This is a genomic window from Ensifer aridi (assembly GCF_002078505.1).
GTDB classification, from domain to species: domain Bacteria; phylum Pseudomonadota; class Alphaproteobacteria; order Rhizobiales; family Rhizobiaceae; genus Sinorhizobium; species Sinorhizobium aridi.
The window spans coordinates 1-15,939 of the sequence record NZ_LUAV01000011.1 but is presented as its reverse complement, the minus strand read 5'-3'; the positions used below and the strand labels follow the sequence as shown (position 1 = coordinate 15,939).

Sequence of the window (15,939 nt, the reverse complement as noted above, 5' to 3'; positions counted from 1 at the left end):
ATCCGCCGTCATCGCTCTTCAACGCGCGGTCCTCGGCAAGCGCGCAATTCATGCCGAGGCGGGATGATTCGGAGCCTGCTGGCCGTCTTGTTTCTTGAGCGAAAACCTATGCCGCGGGTCTTGAAACGGCGGCGAGTTTCGGGCTGGATGCACCGCCGAAATGGAGGAGCAGAAGACATGGCCGCGATGATCCGCAATCCGATCCTGCCGGGCTTCAATCCCGACCCATCGATCTGCCGGGTCGGCGATGACTATTACATCGCCACCTCGACTTTCGAGTGGTATCCGGGGGTGCAGATCCACCATTCGCGCGATCTCGTGAACTGGCGGCTCATAAGGCGGCCGCTGGAGCGCGCGAGCCAGCTCGACATGCGCGGCAACCCCGACAGTTGCGGCATATGGGCGCCATGCCTTTCCTATTGCGACGGGCTGTTCTGGCTGGTCTATACCGACGTCAAGCGCTTCGACGGCAACTTCAAGGATGCGCACAATTACATCGTGACAGCGGAGGGCGTCGAGGCCACCTGGTCCGATCCGGTCTATGTCAATTCGTCAGGTTTCGATCCCTCGCTCTTCCACGACGATGACGGCCGCAAGTGGTTCCTCAACATGCAGTGGAACCACCGGCCCGAGAGCTTCGGCGGCTCGCCGAAAAGCCCGGCCTTCGACGGCATCCTGCTACAGGAATGGGACGAGCGGACGCGCAAGCTCGTCGGTCCCGTCAAGAACATTTTCGCCGGAAGCTCCCTTGGGCTCGTCGAAGGCCCGCATCTCTTCAAGCGCGACGGCTGGTATTATCTCACCGTCGCCGAAGGGGGCACGGGCTACGACCATGCCGTGACCATGGCGCGGTCGCGCGCGATCGATGGACCCTACGAGATGCATCCGAACGCCCATCTCATCACCTCGAAGAATCACCCGGAGGCGGCGCTGCAGCGCGCGGGGCACGGCCAGTATGTGGAAACACCGGACGGGCAGGCTTACCACACGCATCTTTGCGGCCGGCCGCTGCCGCCTTATCGTCGCTGCACGCTGGGGCGCGAGACGGCGTTGCAGAAATGCGTCTGGCGGGAGGATGGCTGGCTGTACCTCGGAAGCGGCGGCGTCGTGCCTGAGGTGAGCGTTCCCGCGCCGGCGCACGCGATAGCGGCCCCTCCGCCTGCCGTGATCGAATCCGATTTCGACGAACCGGAGCTTCCGCTCGAATTCCAGTGGCTGCGCACACCGGCGCCGGAGCGGATCTTCTCGCTCACCTGGCGGGAGGGGCACCTCCGCCTCTTTGGTCGCGAGAGCATCGGAAGCTGGTTCGAGCAGGCGCTGGTGGCGCGGCGACAGGAGCACCATTCCTTCCGGGCCGAAACACTCGTCGAATTCGCTCCCGAGACCTACCAGCAGGTCGCGGGCCTCACGCATTATTATAACCGGCACAAGTTCCATGCCCTCGGAATCACCCGACACGAGACGCTTGGACGCGTCGTTACGATCCTTTCCTGCCCCGGGGACTTCCCGCATGGACGATTGGCGTTTCCGGCCGGCAGCGGTGTCGCGATCCCCGAGGGTCCGACCCGGCTTGCTATGGAGGTGAGGGACAATGATCTCCAGTTCTTCTGGCGGACCAAGGCGGATGACGATTGGAAGGTGATCGGCCCCGTGCTCGATGCCGGCGTGATCTCGGACGAGGGCGGGCGCGGCGAACATGGTTCCTTCACCGGCGCCTTCGCGGGCATGTTCGCCTTCGATACTTCCGGCAACGCAATGCCCGCGGACTTCGACCGGTTCGGCTATGAGGCGACCACGGCGCAGGGGTGAGACCCAAGTGCAACGCCGCTGCGCACTTTCGACCGCATTCATTAGTTTATGAGAAATTCATCATAAGCGACGGTAATCGTTACGCAATTGTAATGCCATATTTCATATTCCGTTCAGGAAGGCAGACCTAGTTTCAAGGGGCGTACAACGAAAGGAAACCCCATGAAACGCCTCCTGATAGCGCTTGTCGCCAGCTCGTTCCTCGCCACGCCGATGGCGTTCGCTCAGACGGCCGGCTCTTTTGAACTGGCACAGGCACATGACCGCTATCGCCACAGGCAGGTCGATCGCCACGTCGATAAGCGTGTGGAAAAGACCATCGAGAAGCGCGTGATCATCAAGAAGAAGCATTGGGCGCGCGGATACCGGCTGAGCCCCGCCGAGCGCCGTCACATGGCCTATGTCCACGATTACCGCCGCTATCGGCTGCGGCCTCCGCCGCGCGGCCAGCAATGGGTGCGCATCGACAACGATTTCCTGCTGGTCAGCCTGGCGACAGGCGTGATCGTCGGCCTCGCAGCGGCTCACTGACCCGGCAGCACTGAAGAAACGTAGAAAAGGCGGGCCCGGATAGGCCCGCCTTCGCCGTCTTGGGAGGACGACTTGAAAGCGCGTCATGCGCGCTTTAGATCTTGTTCCTGCATGTCATGATCCCAAGCCCGCTGCACAGTTTGGGCTACGTGCATTAGCTCGCCGAGGAAAGGCACTCCTTCAGTGAGGTGCCGATATTTTCCATCAGTTGGAAATAAAGATCCGGCCCTGGCTCGAGGCTCGCGGCTTCCGGATCGAGCGTGCCGGATTTCGCCGGCGTGCCTTCGATGACGACACTGATCAGTTTCGGTTCGAACTGGGGTTCGGCGAAGACGCACGTCGCGCCGAGCTCCTCGATCTTCGCATGGATCTCCGAAAGGCGCTCGGCGCCCGGCAGCACTTCCGGGCTGACCGTGATCGAGCCGGCGACGCGCACTTTGTAGCGGTGTTCAAAGTACTGATAGGCGTCGTGGAACACCACGAACGGCTTGTCCCTGACCGGCGCCACGGTCTCGGCAAGGCGCTTGTCGAGAGCGTCGATCCTCGCGTTGAATTTCTCCAGATTGGCCTTGTAGGCGGCCGCGTTGGCCGGGTCCGCTTCCGAGAGCGTCTTCTCGATCTCGGCCGCCATTGCCTTGGCGTTCATCGGGTCGAGCCACATATGCATGTCGAACTCGCCCTCGGCGTGATCGTGGCCATGTTCGCCGGCTTCGGCGGCGTGGTTCTCGTGCCCTGCTTCCTCGGCCTCATGGGCACCCGCGCCGTGTCCTTCCTCGTGCTCGTCATTATGCGCTTCGAAGGCGCCGCCCTCGCGGAACTTCAGCTTCTCGATTCCCGGAGCCTTACCGAGTTCCACCACCTTGGCGCCGCTGCCGAGCGCGTCGAGCGGCTTGTCGAGGAAGGCCTCGAAACCGTGCCCGACCCAGAAGACCACGTTTGCTGCCTGCAGTGCTGCGGCGTTCGACGGTTTCATGCTGTAGGTGTGAGGAGAGGCGCCGCCCTCGACGATGAGCGCGGGTTCGCCGACGCCTTGCATGATGGACGCGACGAGAGAATGGATGGGCTTGATCGACACCACCACGTTGGGGGCTTCCGCCCAGGCTGGCGAGGAGAGGAGGAGGGTGGATGCGAAAAGCAGGGCGGGCGTCGATTTCATCGGGTTCTCCGAGCTTGGTTCAAAATGCTGCGGCGGGCTTGCATGCATCTGACATTGCAAGGCAGTGCCGTGTAATGTTATTACATCAATTGCGTTATGCTATAACGTGTGCGATAGCCAGAGGCAACCATCAGCTTGGATTTTTTGATGCTGAATTATCGATCGCCAGAAACGACCCCTCTCGTCCGTCTTGCCAATACCGGAGTACGGCGAAACGGGCGGTGGCTCGTGCGCGGCGTCGACTTCTCGATCAATCGCGGCGAAATCGTCACGCTCATCGGGCCGAACGGTTCGGGAAAATCGACGACTGCGAAAACGGCGATCGGAGTCGTGAAGCCGGACGAGGGCCAGGTCGAGCGGATACAAGGCCTGAAGGCCGGCTACGTGCCACAGAAGCTCGCCGTCGACTGGACGCTGCCTTTGACGGTCGAGCGCCTGATGACATTGACCGGCCCGCTGAAAGGTCGCGAGATCGAGGAGGCGCTGGCGGCCACGGGGATGCTGCACATGGCGAAGGCCGAGGTGCAGCATCTGTCGGGCGGCGAATTCCAGCGGGCGCTGCTTGCCCGGGCGATCGCCCGCAAGCCCGATCTCCTCGTGCTCGACGAACCGGTGCAGGGCGTCGATTTTTCCGGCGAGATCGCGCTTTACGAACTGATCAAGCAGATCCGCAACCGCACCGGCTGCGGCATCCTCCTGATTTCGCACGATCTTCATATCGTCATGGCGGAAACCGATACCGTCGTGTGTCTCAACGGCCATGTGTGCTGCCGCGGCACCCCGCAAGCCGTCAGCCAGAGCCCGGAATATCTCAAGCTCTTCGGCCGCCGGGCCGCCGGCGCGCTCGCGGTCTACAGCCACCACCACGACCATACGCACCTGCCGGACGGGCGGGTGCTGCATGCCGACGGCAGCATCACCGAAAGCTGCTTCCCGGGCGATGGTCATCACCATCACGACGAGGCCGAGAACGTGCACGATCACGAGCCGGACTGCGGCTGCGGGCATCACTCAAGGCTGCAGGGATTTGAGGCGGCGGAGAAGCGCGATGTTTGACGATTTCTTCATTCGCGCGCTCGTCGCCGGCATCGGCATTGCTATGGTGGCGGGGCCGCTCGGTTGCTTCGTCATCTGGCGGCGCATGGCCTATTTCGGCGACACCATGGCGCATTCGGCGCTACTCGGCGTCGCGCTGTCGCTGTTGATGGACCTCAATCTGATGGTCAGCGTCTTCATCGTCGCTTCGGTCGTTTCGGTGCTGCTGCTGTTCCTGCAGAGGCGCGGCGCCCTCTCCACCGATGCGCTGCTCGGTATTCTGTCGCATTCGGCATTGTCGATCGGCCTCGTCATCGTCGCCTTCATGACCTGGGTCCGGATCGATCTCGTCGGCTTTCTCTTCGGCGACATCCTCGCCGTTTCGGAGGCCGATATCGACATCATCTGGGGCGGTGGCATGCTGGTGATCTTCGCGCTGATCTATCTGTGGCGGCCGCTGCTCGCCTCGACCGTCAATCCCGAGTTGGCGGAGGCCGAGGGCTTGAAGCCGGACAGGGCGAGGCTCTTCTTCATGCTGCTGATGGCGCTGGTGATCGCGATCGCCATGAAGATCGTCGGCATCCTGCTGATCACCTCGCTGCTGATCATACCGGCAGCGACCGCGCGCCGCTTCGCAACGTCGCCGGAAATCATGGCCGTTCTCGCTTCGTTGATCGGCGCACTTGCTGTGGCCGGCGGTCTTTTCGGCTCGCTCCACTGGGATACACCGTCCGGGCCGTCTATCGTGGTTGCGGCATTGGCCCTCTTCGTGCTGAGTCTCCTGCCGGTCGGTCGCCGGACTGAGCACGCGTCACATTCTTCCCATGGAGGACAACGCTGATGGGTACGCCCCAACTGACGAAGAACCAGTCGCTGGTGATGGGAGCGCTTGCCCATTCGGACGGCCCGATGAGCGCCTACACGATCCTCGACAAACTGCGCGACCACGGTTTTCGTGCGCCGTTGCAGGTCTATCGCGCGCTCGACAAGCTCTTGGAATACGGCCTGGTACACCGGTTGGAGAGCCTCAACGCCTTCGTCGCCTGCACCTGCCCGCATGAGCACGAGCACGACCACGGCGTCACGGCCTTCACGATCTGCGAAGGCTGCGGACAGGTGACGGAGTTCCATGACGAGGCGATCGAGGAGCGCCTCTCGTCGCTCGTCCGCACGCAGAACTTCAAAACCGAGAAGACGACGATTGAGATCCGCGGCCACTGCAAGAGCTGCGCCTAAAGCGCCTCACGTTCAATCGAATTCATGCGACGCGCTTTCCCGAAGTGGGAAGGCCGAGCGTGAATGCGGCGAACGGCAGGCTCAATCCATTCGCGTGAGGTGCGCCGCATAGCGCTGCCAGTTCCTCACGTAATGTTCGGCGGAGCGCTTCAACCCTTCGATCGTGGTGTCGTCGAGCGTGCGTACCACTTTGGCCGGAGCACCTACAATCAGCGAATTGTCGGGAAATTCCTTGCCTTCCGCGACGAGCGCGTTTGCTCCGACGAGGCAGTTACTGCCGATTTTCGCGCCGTTCAGCACGGTCGCGCCCATGCCGATCAGGGAATTGTCGCCGATCGTGCAGCCATGAATGATCGCCCGATGGCCGATGGTGCAGCCTTCGCCGATGGTCACTGGAAGGCCGGGGTCGACATGGATGATGACGGCTTCCTGGATGTTCGTGCGTGCGCCGATACGGATCGGTTCATTGTCGCCGCGCAACGTCGCGCCGAACCAAATGCCGACATCCTCGCCGATTTCCACCTGACCGATGAGATTGGCGTCCGGCGCGAGCCAATAGCTGCCTTCCGGCGGCGTCTGCGGTTGCAGAGATCCCAAGGCGTAGAGCGGCATGCGAACTTCCTCCCGGCTCGTTTTTGGGCGGCGTCTGGACACCGGCCTTCGGCCGATAACTCGGCTCCGCTCCTTTTAGACGACTTTGACTGCGAGTGCCGCGACACCATCGACGCCGCAGGTCACGACATCGCCGCGGGCAACCGGACCGACGCCAGAGGGCGTTCCGGTCATGATGATATCGCCCGGTGCGAGCGTGAAAAGGCGGGAGAGCTCCGCGATGATCTCCGGTACTGTCCATATCATCTGATCAAGGTCGCCGTGCTGACGCAACTCGCCATTGACCTTGAGCCAGACGTTCCCGTTCTTCGGATGGCCGATTGCCTTGGCTGGCACGACTTCCGAAACCGGCGCGGAGTGCTCGAAGGCCTTGGCTGCGGCCCAGGGCTTCCCGGCTTTTTTCGCTTCGGCCTGCAGGTCGCGGCGGGTGAAATCAATTCCGACGCCATAGCCGAAGACGTGGTCGGTCGCTACCGCGACCGGAATGTCGGCACCGCCACTGCGCAAGGCAACGATCAGCTCGACTTCGTGATGCACGTCGGAGGAAAGAGGCGGGTAGGGGAAATCCTCGCCCGGCAGCAACAGATTGTCCGGGTTCTTCTGAAAGAAGAAGGGCGGTTCGCGGTCGGGGTCATGCCCCATTTCGATCGCGTGGGCCGCATAGTTTCGCCCGACGCAGTAGACCCGCCTCACAGGAAAGCCCACGGGGCTGCCGGAGATCGGCAGTAGCACGGGCGGCGGGGGTGGCAGAATGGTGTCCATGGTCGTCCGGCTCCGTCGCACGGTTTCATTCAGTTTGCCGGCGAAACACATGCGGAAATTTGAAACGCCACAGCAGCCGGCCCGGCTAGGCTCGACGCTGTAGCGAATCTGGGAAGGACGTTAGCAGCCGGAACGGCTACCGCAAAGATGATCTGGCGAGAGGAATGATGAGAGCCGCAATCGCAGCGGCTCAGGCGCAGCGGGCATAAGCCTCGAGCTGGTCGCGCGTGAGGAACCGGCCGTCCGAGCGCGAGTTGAGATCCGGATGGCTGTATTCAAGGCTCGGTACTTCGGGAAGCTCAAGGGCCTGGCGCACGGTCATGATGCCGATGTCCTTGCGGCCGCTTTCGCGCTTCATACTGACTTCGACGATTCGATAGAGATTACTCTCGTTCATGATGGCTCTCCCGTCTCTTATTTTTGTCTCCCTTTTTTAAGGGACTTAAACGCTCCGATGTTGGTTTTTGTGAGGCACCTCAGAATATAGCGGCAATAAATGAAGGCTTCGCGACAGAAATCGGGCAGTTTCACGGAGATTTCTGTCTCAATTCGAAATCGGGCTCGAGACCCGTGAGGATCTCGCTGACACATCTGCAAATAAGCTCGCGTGGTCGCTTATATTAGAAGGCGCCCGACTTTTCAAGTAAGACGGAGCAGAGCCGATGAAATATTGCGCTGCAACACAATAATATTACCAATACGTCTACTCGGGAAAGGTATTGAAAATAGTATTATCTTTTGGAAGCGGTATCGACGAGCAGGGTGAATGGCTAGAACGCAACGCGCGACCGCGGTCCCGAGGTCGGCCGCTCGACAAGGCGCGGAACCGCCGTCGGATCACTCTCTAATGCGCTTTCAAATGGGCCTCTTCGGCCGCGGATATGAAGAGCCTGCGGGCTTCCTCGGCCGTCCGGCGGCCATCGATGGCGGCACGGCAGGCGCTGCGCGCAGCCACATAGTAAGGGCCGCGGTGGGGCCACTGGCCCGCAAGGCATGCGAGCGCGTCGGACGGTCCCTTTACCGTGCGCACGCCGCCGCCGGAAATTCCAAGCTCGATAGGACGGCTCCACAATACCTGATGCATGCTTCTCCTCCTGGTATGCGATGCCCAAAGTGGGATTTGAGGCGTCGCCATGTACGTCGGGCGCGATGCCGGCAGAGACTGCTGACGTCCTGTCGATCCCGCGCTAAGGATCAACTTCTAAAACGTTGTCAAATAGGCCCCGGTTCCGTGCAACTCCCCCGGGTGGAACCGCGCCCCGGAGCCTCAATGTAGCTCAGGAATTGCCGTTTGTCCGTATTTTTGGGCGGACAGGGCATTGGCCGTCCGCCTTTCATATCCTGGGTTGCACACGCCGCTTCGCGTGCGCGGCCCCCGTGGGATGCAATGCCCCTCAATTGGTGGGGTTTCAGGCACTTGGCGGCCGTCCTATATCTTAAGGTTGTGCTGGAGGGTTGGGATGGTGTCGGTTACCGAGATTCGCCTGATGTGGTTGCCGCTGCGCAACGAAACCTATTGCGCTATGCTCGGGCGGCACGAAGTCGCCTTTGTGATGAAGCGCCAGACGATGAGCGACTGGGCCTGGCGGATTTCCCAATGCAACGGTACGCGCGAGACGGGCTTCCACTATGCGCCAACCCTCGATGGCGCCAAGGCAGCGGTGCTTGCCGGCATACAGGAATGGTTTCGCCAGGCGGGGTTCGAATAGCCGCCGGGAAGATGCGAGATCGCTGCGGCCGAGTTCAGCCCAAACCGAAGAACGACAAGATAGCGATTACGATCACAACCAATCCCACGAGATAGATGATCTGGTTCATTGCTTCCTCCTTTCATGAGGAATGAACGGCCTGCGGCGTGGGAGTGTTCCAAGTCGGTTAGTCAGCCCGTCGGCCGCCCGCAGTGACGCATGGCGCGTCACCCGCTTCAGATGCAGCAAATACAAATGGATAGGGCTGCGGCGAACGCATGTGAGTGCATCCCGCTCTAAAGTACCCTCGAGCAGCTACAGATTGGCCCAGTTTTGGTGATACCGGGTGAGGGCGCCTTCATTGAAGTTTTTATTAGCGCATGCGTAAATTCGATGAGGGGAAAATAATCGAAGGCTTGAAAATATCATGGAGCTGGTAGCGCTTGTATTGATCGTATGCCTTGCATCCGCACCCGATCGGTGCCGAGAGGAGACTCTGCCGCTCCAAGGCCCAGGCTCTCTTACCCAATGCATGTTCCGCTCCGTCATGTACATCGCCGAGTGGTCGGAGCAGCATCCGGCTCTTCGTGTCAAAAAATGGCGCTGCAAGCGCCCAGACGTGGGCAAGCTCATCTGAGTCCTTAGTCCGGCATTCCCCTAGGATGGATCATCCGGATGCGGCCCGCGCTGCCTCTTCCCAATCCTTTGCCGGCGGATGCCAGTGGTCCAGCATTGCGGGCGTCCTGAACTCGGGAATTGCCCGGTCCGGAAAACTGTGCGACAAATTCCCCCACTGTCGTGCTGAGGAGAGCATGACGGCATTGGGAGTAGAAATACTTGCCGGTAATGCGTGGAGCCGGTCGGCTGCTCGGTTAACCTGGGAAGTATTCTTGGGAGGAGAGCCATGCCGCGGACCGCTTCGTCCGTCCACCCGCTTTCCATTAAGTCGGCACTGGTGATCGATGATCATCCGCTCTATTGCGATGCGCTGGCCGCGACGATGGAAAACACCTTCAATACGCGTCGAATTCGAACCGCGACCTCGCTGAGCGAAGCCCTGCACCAACTGCGGATGCGGTTTTCACCCGATCTGATCATGCTTGACTTGAACCTGCCCGATGCATCCGGTCTGAGCGGATTTCTCAAGATCAAGGAAAAGACGCCCGATATACCGGTCATTGTAATCTCGGCGATCACATCCAAAGGCATCGTCCAGTCGGTCATTGCCGCCGGTGCTGCGGGATTCATTCCCAAGGATATCGGCCGTGAGAATTTTCAGGAGGCGATGCAGGATATTTGGAACGGCAAGATCTACGTGCCGCCGGGCTACACATTGCCGGCACGCACCCCGGCTGTGGACGAGTCGGTGGAAACGATTTCGCGCAAGATCGCACATTTGTCGCAGCAGCAGACCCGCATATTGGGCCTGATCTGCGAAGGGATGCCGAACAAGCTGATCGCCTACGAGATGAAGCTGGCCGAGGCGACCGTCAAGGCGCATATCACGGCGCTTCTGCGCCGGCTGGGCGTTCATAATCGCACGCAGGCGGCAATGTTGGTGCGCGAAGTCTCGATCCGCCATAACCTGCAGTGAGGCGTGCCGGAACAAGGCCAGGAAGCGGAGAAATGGCGGCGCATGACGGCTGTCGACGATCTTGATCGCAAACCGGCGGAGGCGGTGCGGATCGCCGTGTCGCACGCCGACGACGCGGCCCTCGCCCTTGCCGAGATCAGGCGGCAGCTCGCCACGGCAAGGCCAAGCTTCATCTTTTTGTTTGTGCCGAACAGGCTGCAGCCCGTTGAGCTTGCCAACGCTCTGCGGATGTCGTTGCCGAATACTGTTGTCTTCGGCTGCACGACGGCCGGCCAGATCACGCCGCGAGGGTACGAAGACGACGCATTGCTGGCGATCGCCTTTCAGCGGCGTCACTTTCGGGTGGCCTCGATCCTGTTCGAGCCGATCTCACCGGTCTCGATTGCCGATGTGGTGTCGCAGACGGAGCGGCTTGTCTCGCAGTTTCGCGCAACGCCGGGCCGAAAAAGGCTTGCCCTGATTTTCGCCGACGGATTGTCGAAACAGGAGGATATCCTGATGGCGGCCCTTGAGGCCGGACTGAAGGACATTCCCGTGTTTGGCGGTTCGGCCGGCGACGGGCTGCGGTTCGAGCGCACGCAGGTGCTGCGCAACGGGGAGTTCCACAGCAACGCCGCGCTTCTGCTGCTCTTGGAAACCGATCTGCCCTTCAGCGGTCTCGGCTTCGATCATTTCCAGCCCACGGAAACACGCATGGTGGTCACCCGCGCGGTTCCGGAGGAGCGGCTGGTTCTCGAGATCAACGGCTCGCCGGCGGCCGAGGAATATGCGCGGCTCGTCAAGGTGCCCGTCGCCGAGTTGTCGCCGACGATCTTCGCCGAGAACCCGGTGCTGGTGCGCAATCGCAATCTCTATCACGTGCGGGCGATCCAGCAGATTCACGGCGAATATGGGCTCACCTTCCTTTCGGCGATCGACGACGGCCTGCTGCTGACGCTCGGTCGCGGCAAGGAAATCATCCGCACCCTCGATACAGGGCTCGCTGTCAGCAACGAGGAAGGTGAAGCGCCCGACTTCATCCTGGGTTTCGACTGCTATCTTCGCAAGCTCGAGATCGAGCGCAAGGGCCTGGGTGGCGAGGCGTCCGAGCATTTCCGGCAGCGACGGGTCGTCGGTTTCAGCACCTATGGTGAACAGCATTTCGGCGTGCATGTGAACCAGACCTTCGTGGGCGTCGCATTTTTCCGGCCGAAGGGAGGCGTGCCGCTGTGATCAATCCGGACGAACCCTACGAGATCCAGATCGCCAAGCAGGCCAAGATCATCGAGGCCCTGATCAACCGGGCTGAGCGCAGTCATGAAGTCGGGGGCTCCGCCTATTCGCTTTTCGAATCGGCCATCGCACTGCAGGCGAAGGTCTGGGAAAAGACCAAGGATCTTGAAAAGGCCCTCGACACGCTCGGCAGGGCGTCGAGCGAGCTTGAAATCGCCTACCAGACGCAGGAGCGCATCCAGAGAAATCTTGCCGATGCCATGGTCGCCATGGAAGACGGCTTCGCCCTCTTCTCCGAAGAGCGGTTGCAGGTTTGCAATGCGCAGTTCCGGCACTTGCTTCCCGATGTCGAGCCGCTGATCAAGCCGGGCCTCGGTTTCGACGACTATCTCGCGGCTGTCGATGCGAGCAAGTATCTGAACCGGGACGAAAAGGGGGAGATCGGCCGGCCTCAGCCGGTGGTGAAAGAGCAAAGATCCGGCCAGCGTTTTTCGTCCTTCGTGGTGGCGCTCAGGAACGACCGCTGGTTTCAGATTTCCTATCGGCAGACGAGCTCCGACAATATCACGGTCCTGCAAACCGAGATTACTGACATCGTGCGGGAAAACCGGCGCGAGAAGAATCGCCTGATCGACCAGCAGGCCCATTTCCTGCAAGCCGCTTTCGATCACATGTCGCTCGGCATCTGCACGTTTTCGTCGGGCGGCGAGTTGCTCGTTCGCAACGAGCGTTTCGGCGAGCTTCTGGGCGTGCCTCTTTCACTTCTGAAGAAGGGAAGCCGCTTTCAGCGCATCGTCGAACATGTCGAGCGTCACGAGATTCTCGACCGCAAAGGTCGCCGATCCGGGTTTGCCGGCTGGTTCAAGGCCGCGCGTCGCGGCGAGACGGTGCAAGAGCGATTCAAGCGGCGCGACGGGATGAGCCTCGACATTCGCGTCCGTTCCTTGCCCGACGACGGGTTCATCGTGTCGATCATGGACGTGACGACGGAGACCCAGGCGGCGGCGCTTCTGGAGCAACGTGTACAGGAGCGGACCGCAGAACTGACCGAGGCCAATCGCCTGCTGCAGATCCATGCCGATGAGCAAGCCAAAATCGAAGCCGCTCTTCGGCAGGCCAAGGAGGCGGCCGAATCGGCGCATGCATCCAAGACGCGCTTTCTGGCGGCGGCCAGCCATGATCTTCTTCAGCCGATCAATGCCGCGAAACTCTATCTCTCGATGTTGACGGAAACGGTGGGGCAACCGGGGGCGGAGGAAGTGGTCAGCCGTCTCAACCGATCCTTCACCTCGATCGAATCGCTTCTGCAGGCACTTCTCGATATTTCGCGCCTCGACAGTTCCGGGGCCGAGTTCAACATCACGTCGTTCAATCTTGGCACCCTGCTGCAGGGCGTGGCCGAAGATCTGGCGCCCTTGGCGGCAGAAAAGGAAATAGATCTTCGGATCGTTCCTTCCACGCGTTGGGTCACCAGCGATCAGCGATACCTGATGCGCTGCGTGCAGAACCTGGTGGTAAACGCCATCCAGTATACCGAGCATGGCCGTGTGCTGGTCGGTTGTCGGCTCAGCGGCAATCGGCTGCGGATCGAAGTGTGGGATACAGGCATCGGCATTTCGGAGGAGGACCAGACGCGGATCTTCAACGAGTTCACCCGGGCCGCCGGTGCGGAAAAAGGCACAGGCATGGGACTCGGGTTATCGATCGTCGAACGGGCGTGTCGGCACCTCGATCATCCAATCCGGCTGGTGTCACGGCCCAGCCGTGGCTCCGTCTTTTCGATCGAGGTGCCGGTCGCCGCGCCCGGCCGTGCCAGCATCTGCGAAGGTCCGACGATGGAGTCGATGATCGATGGCAGCCTCGATCTCATCGTCATGGTTATCGAGAACGATCCCGCCGAGCTTCACGCCATGACGCAGATTCTGGAGAGCTGGGGGGCGAGCGTTCTGGCGGCCGGGTCGACTGCCGATGCCGTGGCGCTGATGCAGGAAATCGGCACGGCCCCCGACATTCTGCTGGCCGATTACCAGCTGGACGACGGCGACAATGGCATAGAAACGATCCGCACGCTGCGCGCGCTGGCGGGGGTCGAAATTCCGGCGGTCATCATTTCGGCCAACCGGCAGCGGGAATTTCTGCGGCTCTGCAACGAAATGTCGTTCGCCATGCTCGCCAAACCCGTGCAACCGGTGCGGCTGCGGGCACTGATCGACTGGAAGACCCGTCCGCGCGTGGCGTGAATCAAACACAGACAAAGGTCTCCGATGACATTGAAGCAGCCATTGCTACCCTTGTGGAATGGTCGGGAGCCCGAACGGGCCGCGAAACGGGAGGTCAGCGATGCGTGTTCTTCTTTTGCTTGCCTTGCTGCTCGGCGTCGGTCACGGGCCGCTTGCGGCTGCGGAAACTTACGACCTTCTCTTCCGGTCGACGGCGCTGAAGGGGCTCCAGGCGATGCCGGGTAGCGAAGCTGGCCAAGGCGCGCTCGTCTACGACAGGATCATAACGGGTCTCGACGAAGGCCAGGCAGGCGGCAGCTTCAGCATCGGTCTGAAGATCAAGCCCGACGACAATGTCGCCATGACGCTCTATCAGGGCACCCGGTCGCGCGGGCTTGGCAACTATCCGGTCTCGGCCGGCAATCCCGTCATCATGTATTTCCTTGAAAGCGTCCTTGCCGATATTTCCGCGCAATCGGGAGGCAGCCCCTTCTATATGCGCAACCGTATCAAGGAGGCGCTGTTGCGCGATGCCCAAATCATGCCCGTGTCAGTCCGCTACCGGGATCGCGACATCGCTGCACGGGAGGTGACGATCCGACCGTTCATGAAGGACAAGGCGCGCGAGCGGATGGGGCGGTTCTCCGAACTAGCGCTCGCCGTCACCCTGTCGGACGACATTCCCGGTTGGTACTATTCGCTTGTTGCCACGGTTCCCGCAGCCGCCGGTGGAGCGGAGGTCGGCTACTCCAATGCCATTACCCTGAAAGCGGCAGGGGAGGGCCGGCCATGATGCGGGCTGTCATATCGGCGCTGGCGCTCGTCGCAGCGGCGGTGCCGGCCAGCGGGCAGAGGATGTCGGAGCGTCTGAACGATTATCCGACCGAGGTCCGGGCCGACTATGTGTTTGCCTGCATGGCGGCCAACGGCCAGAGCCGGGCGGTGTTAAGCAAATGTGCCTGCTCGATCGATGTGATCGCTTCCATCCTGCCCTATGACAAATATGTCGAAGCCGAAACGGTGCTGTCCCTCCAGCAGGGAAGCGGCGAACAGATGGCCATGTTCAAGTCGGCGGTCGTGCCCCGCACCATGGTAGCCGATTTGAGACGCGCGCAGGCAGAGGCGGAGATGCTGTGTTTCTGACCCACGCTCCGATGGCGCCAAATCTTTTCAACTCCTGCGACGCCCGGCTGCCGCACGGAGCGATATAGCTCAATCCGGCATGTGCTTGAGCAGGAGCTGGGCAATGGCATAGGCGCGCTTTTCCAGAATCACCGGCGTTTCGCAGACATACGTGAGCGCCTGCGAGCGATCACGGTAGATGCGCTCATCCCAGTCGATCTGCTCCTCAAGCTTGTCGATACGGTCGAAGTCCGGTTTCGCTTCACCCGTCAGCTTCGCCATCTCGACCCTGGCCTCGTCAATCCGGGCGGCCAGTGCGATCTGACTACGGGAATAGCGGGCGATGCCAGCGATCAGCCGTTGCCGATTGCCGGACAGATTTTCGAATACGCCGTAGAAGATATTGCCGACCAGCTGGTCGTCCACCGGCGCGGTCTTCTCGACGAAGGTCTGAATAAGGGCCTCTGCCTCCCTAAGCGAAACGCGGCGCAGCGACAGGACCTCGACGAGGTCGTTTGCCGCGGGCGGAAGGGGCGTGCGGGTTACCGGCGCCGGCCACATCAGGCTTGCCGACAGCTTCTCGACCTTGCGCTGAATGCATGGCCAGCCGGGGTCGGAAAAGTCCACGGCGCCTGCGGTGCCGAGGGCCTGTGTTAGGCAAAGCGCCAGACCGAGCGCGTAACCGGCGGCTCTCATCGCTCGTCTCCCTCATCGAACAAACGTCAGTATAGGCTGACCACGGGAGAAGCCAAAAGTCGCGTTTTACACACTAAGGTCGCAATTGTCTTTGTGCTTTGGCCCGTCTGTAATCTGTGCACAAGGCCCGACAAGGCCGCATAAATAATGCATTACCGGAGGCGATCCATGCGCACACGCGCTGCTCTGGCTGTTGAGGCCGGAAAACCCCTTGTTGTGACCGAAGTCGAGCTCGAGGGCCCGAGGGCCGGCGAGGTGCTGGTCGAG

At 61.2% G+C, this 15,939-nt stretch carries 18 protein-coding genes; 12 read left to right on the top strand and 6 right to left on the bottom strand.

Annotated features, from left to right (window positions below; translation table 11 throughout):
* Positions 1 to 186 precede the first annotated feature (186 nt).
* Both AYK65_RS09280 and AYK65_RS09275 read left to right on the top strand, forming a co-directional pair.
* Positions 187 to 1,809 (top strand): glycoside hydrolase family 43 protein, encoded by a 1,623-nt coding sequence (locus AYK65_RS09280; protein ID WP_081158272.1) that lies wholly within the window; start codon positions 187 to 189, stop codon positions 1,807 to 1,809.
* A 162-nt stretch (positions 1,810 to 1,971) separates the two neighbouring features.
* Positions 1,972 to 2,340, top strand: a complete 369-nt coding sequence (locus AYK65_RS09275) for an RcnB family protein (RefSeq protein WP_046120823.1) — start codon at positions 1,972 to 1,974, stop codon at positions 2,338 to 2,340.
* Between the two features lie 154 nt (positions 2,341 to 2,494).
* On the opposite strand, the gene znuA is transcribed toward AYK65_RS09275, so the two are convergent.
* Positions 2,495 to 3,496: a zinc ABC transporter substrate-binding protein ZnuA gene (gene znuA, locus AYK65_RS09270; protein ID WP_046120824.1), complete on the bottom strand. Its 1,002-nt coding sequence runs from the start codon at positions 3,494 to 3,496 to the stop codon at positions 2,495 to 2,497.
* A 147-nt stretch (positions 3,497 to 3,643) separates the two neighbouring features.
* On the opposite strand from znuA, the gene AYK65_RS09265 reads away from it, so the two are divergent.
* The 3 genes from AYK65_RS09265 to AYK65_RS09255 are packed head-to-tail and all read left to right on the top strand — an operon-like array spanning position 3,644 to position 5,767.
* Complete coding sequence (locus AYK65_RS09265; RefSeq protein ID WP_081158271.1) at positions 3,644 to 4,552, top strand: metal ABC transporter ATP-binding protein; 909 nt, start codon at positions 3,644 to 3,646, stop codon at positions 4,550 to 4,552.
* On the top strand, positions 4,545 to 5,372 hold the full coding sequence (gene znuB / locus AYK65_RS09260) for a zinc ABC transporter permease subunit ZnuB (protein WP_046120825.1): 828 nt from the start codon (positions 4,545 to 4,547) through the stop codon (positions 5,370 to 5,372). The genes AYK65_RS09265 and znuB overlap by 8 nt, the downstream gene beginning before the upstream one ends.
* On the top strand, positions 5,372 to 5,767 hold the full coding sequence (locus tag AYK65_RS09255) for a Fur family transcriptional regulator (protein WP_026613784.1): 396 nt from the start codon (positions 5,372 to 5,374) through the stop codon (positions 5,765 to 5,767). The genes znuB and AYK65_RS09255 overlap by 1 nt, the downstream gene beginning before the upstream one ends.
* Before the next feature lie 81 nt (positions 5,768 to 5,848).
* Here the strand turns inward: AYK65_RS09255 and AYK65_RS09250 are convergent, their stop codons facing one another.
* The 4 genes from AYK65_RS09250 to AYK65_RS09235 all read right to left on the bottom strand — a co-directional run bounded on the left by AYK65_RS09250 (position 5,849) and on the right by AYK65_RS09235 (position 8,225).
* Positions 5,849 to 6,379 carry a gamma carbonic anhydrase family protein gene (locus AYK65_RS09250; protein WP_081158214.1) on the bottom strand — a complete coding sequence of 177 codons (531 nt, stop codon included), beginning with the start codon at positions 6,377 to 6,379 and terminating at the stop codon, positions 5,849 to 5,851.
* Between the two features lie 75 nt (positions 6,380 to 6,454).
* On the bottom strand, positions 6,455 to 7,141 hold the full coding sequence (locus tag AYK65_RS09245) for a fumarylacetoacetate hydrolase family protein (protein WP_026613786.1): 687 nt from the start codon (positions 7,139 to 7,141) through the stop codon (positions 6,455 to 6,457).
* Positions 7,142 to 7,331: 190 nt separating this feature from the next.
* Complete coding sequence (locus AYK65_RS09240) at positions 7,332 to 7,538, bottom strand: hypothetical protein (protein WP_034885077.1); 207 nt, start codon at positions 7,536 to 7,538, stop codon at positions 7,332 to 7,334.
* A 447-nt stretch (positions 7,539 to 7,985) separates the two neighbouring features.
* Positions 7,986 to 8,225 (bottom strand): DUF982 domain-containing protein, encoded by a 240-nt coding sequence (locus AYK65_RS09235; protein ID WP_026613788.1) that lies wholly within the window; start codon positions 8,223 to 8,225, stop codon positions 7,986 to 7,988.
* A gap of 376 nt (positions 8,226 to 8,601) precedes the next feature.
* On the opposite strand from AYK65_RS09235, the gene AYK65_RS09230 reads away from it, so the two are divergent.
* The 7 genes from AYK65_RS09230 (at position 8,602) to AYK65_RS09200 (ending at position 14,997) form a co-directional block, all read left to right on the top strand.
* Positions 8,602 to 8,850, top strand: a complete 249-nt coding sequence (locus AYK65_RS09230) for a hypothetical protein (protein WP_026613789.1) — start codon at positions 8,602 to 8,604, stop codon at positions 8,848 to 8,850.
* A gap of 406 nt (positions 8,851 to 9,256) precedes the next feature.
* Complete coding sequence (locus AYK65_RS32905) at positions 9,257 to 9,466, top strand: hypothetical protein (protein ID WP_046120827.1); 210 nt, start codon at positions 9,257 to 9,259, stop codon at positions 9,464 to 9,466.
* A 267-nt stretch (positions 9,467 to 9,733) separates the two neighbouring features.
* Positions 9,734 to 10,423 carry a response regulator gene (locus AYK65_RS09220; protein WP_026613791.1) on the top strand — a complete coding sequence of 230 codons (690 nt, stop codon included), beginning with the start codon at positions 9,734 to 9,736 and terminating at the stop codon, positions 10,421 to 10,423.
* 42 nt (positions 10,424 to 10,465) lie between these two features.
* Positions 10,466 to 11,635 (top strand): FIST signal transduction protein, encoded by a 1,170-nt coding sequence (locus tag AYK65_RS09215; RefSeq protein WP_046120828.1) that lies wholly within the window; start codon positions 10,466 to 10,468, stop codon positions 11,633 to 11,635.
* Positions 11,632 to 13,875: a hybrid sensor histidine kinase/response regulator gene (locus AYK65_RS09210; RefSeq protein ID WP_081158213.1), complete on the top strand. Its 2,244-nt coding sequence runs from the start codon at positions 11,632 to 11,634 to the stop codon at positions 13,873 to 13,875. The genes AYK65_RS09215 and AYK65_RS09210 overlap by 4 nt, the downstream gene beginning before the upstream one ends.
* Positions 13,876 to 13,975: 100 nt before the next feature.
* Positions 13,976 to 14,647, top strand: a complete 672-nt coding sequence (locus AYK65_RS09205; protein WP_046120830.1) for a hypothetical protein — start codon at positions 13,976 to 13,978, stop codon at positions 14,645 to 14,647.
* Positions 14,644 to 14,997, top strand: coding sequence for a hypothetical protein (locus AYK65_RS09200; RefSeq protein WP_026613794.1), 354 nt, complete (start codon positions 14,644 to 14,646; stop codon positions 14,995 to 14,997). Before AYK65_RS09205 ends, AYK65_RS09200 begins: the two co-directional genes overlap by 4 nt.
* Positions 14,998 to 15,066: 69 nt before the next feature.
* Here the strand turns inward: AYK65_RS09200 and AYK65_RS09195 are convergent, their stop codons facing one another.
* Positions 15,067 to 15,672 (bottom strand): hypothetical protein, encoded by a 606-nt coding sequence (locus AYK65_RS09195; RefSeq protein WP_046120831.1) that lies wholly within the window; start codon positions 15,670 to 15,672, stop codon positions 15,067 to 15,069.
* Between the last annotated feature and the right edge of the window lie 267 nt (positions 15,673 to 15,939).

Bases quoted from the DNA above. Each gene is read 5' to 3' on its own strand.
- AYK65_RS09215 (WP_046120828.1), top strand. From the start codon at position 10,466: ATGACGGCTGTCGACGATCTTGATCGCAAACCGGCGGAGGCGGTGCGG.
- znuB (WP_046120825.1), top strand. From the start codon at position 4,545: ATGTTTGACGATTTCTTCATTCGCGCGCTCGTCGCCGGCATCGGCATT.
- znuA (WP_046120824.1), bottom strand. From the start codon at position 3,496: ATGAAATCGACGCCCGCCCTGCTTTTCGCATCCACCCTCCTCCTCTCC.
- AYK65_RS32905 (WP_046120827.1), top strand. From the start codon at position 9,257: ATGGAGCTGGTAGCGCTTGTATTGATCGTATGCCTTGCATCCGCACCC.
- AYK65_RS09240 (WP_034885077.1), bottom strand. From the start codon at position 7,538: ATGAACGAGAGTAATCTCTATCGAATCGTCGAAGTCAGTATGAAGCGC.
- AYK65_RS09205 (WP_046120830.1), top strand. From the start codon at position 13,976: ATGCGTGTTCTTCTTTTGCTTGCCTTGCTGCTCGGCGTCGGTCACGGG.
- AYK65_RS09280 (WP_081158272.1), top strand. From the start codon at position 187: ATGATCCGCAATCCGATCCTGCCGGGCTTCAATCCCGACCCATCGATC.
- AYK65_RS09235 (WP_026613788.1), bottom strand. From the start codon at position 8,225: ATGCATCAGGTATTGTGGAGCCGTCCTATCGAGCTTGGAATTTCCGGC.
- AYK65_RS09230 (WP_026613789.1), top strand. From the start codon at position 8,602: ATGGTGTCGGTTACCGAGATTCGCCTGATGTGGTTGCCGCTGCGCAAC.
- AYK65_RS09195 (WP_046120831.1), bottom strand. From the start codon at position 15,672: ATGAGAGCCGCCGGTTACGCGCTCGGTCTGGCGCTTTGCCTAACACAG.
- AYK65_RS09200 (WP_026613794.1), top strand. From the start codon at position 14,644: ATGATGCGGGCTGTCATATCGGCGCTGGCGCTCGTCGCAGCGGCGGTG.
- AYK65_RS09220 (WP_026613791.1), top strand. From the start codon at position 9,734: ATGCCGCGGACCGCTTCGTCCGTCCACCCGCTTTCCATTAAGTCGGCA.
- AYK65_RS09265 (WP_081158271.1), top strand. From the start codon at position 3,644: ATGCTGAATTATCGATCGCCAGAAACGACCCCTCTCGTCCGTCTTGCC.
- AYK65_RS09275 (WP_046120823.1), top strand. From the start codon at position 1,972: ATGAAACGCCTCCTGATAGCGCTTGTCGCCAGCTCGTTCCTCGCCACG.
- AYK65_RS09250 (WP_081158214.1), bottom strand. From the start codon at position 6,379: ATGCCGCTCTACGCCTTGGGATCTCTGCAACCGCAGACGCCGCCGGAA.
- AYK65_RS09245 (WP_026613786.1), bottom strand. From the start codon at position 7,141: ATGGACACCATTCTGCCACCCCCGCCGCCCGTGCTACTGCCGATCTCC.
- AYK65_RS09255 (WP_026613784.1), top strand. From the start codon at position 5,372: ATGGGTACGCCCCAACTGACGAAGAACCAGTCGCTGGTGATGGGAGCG.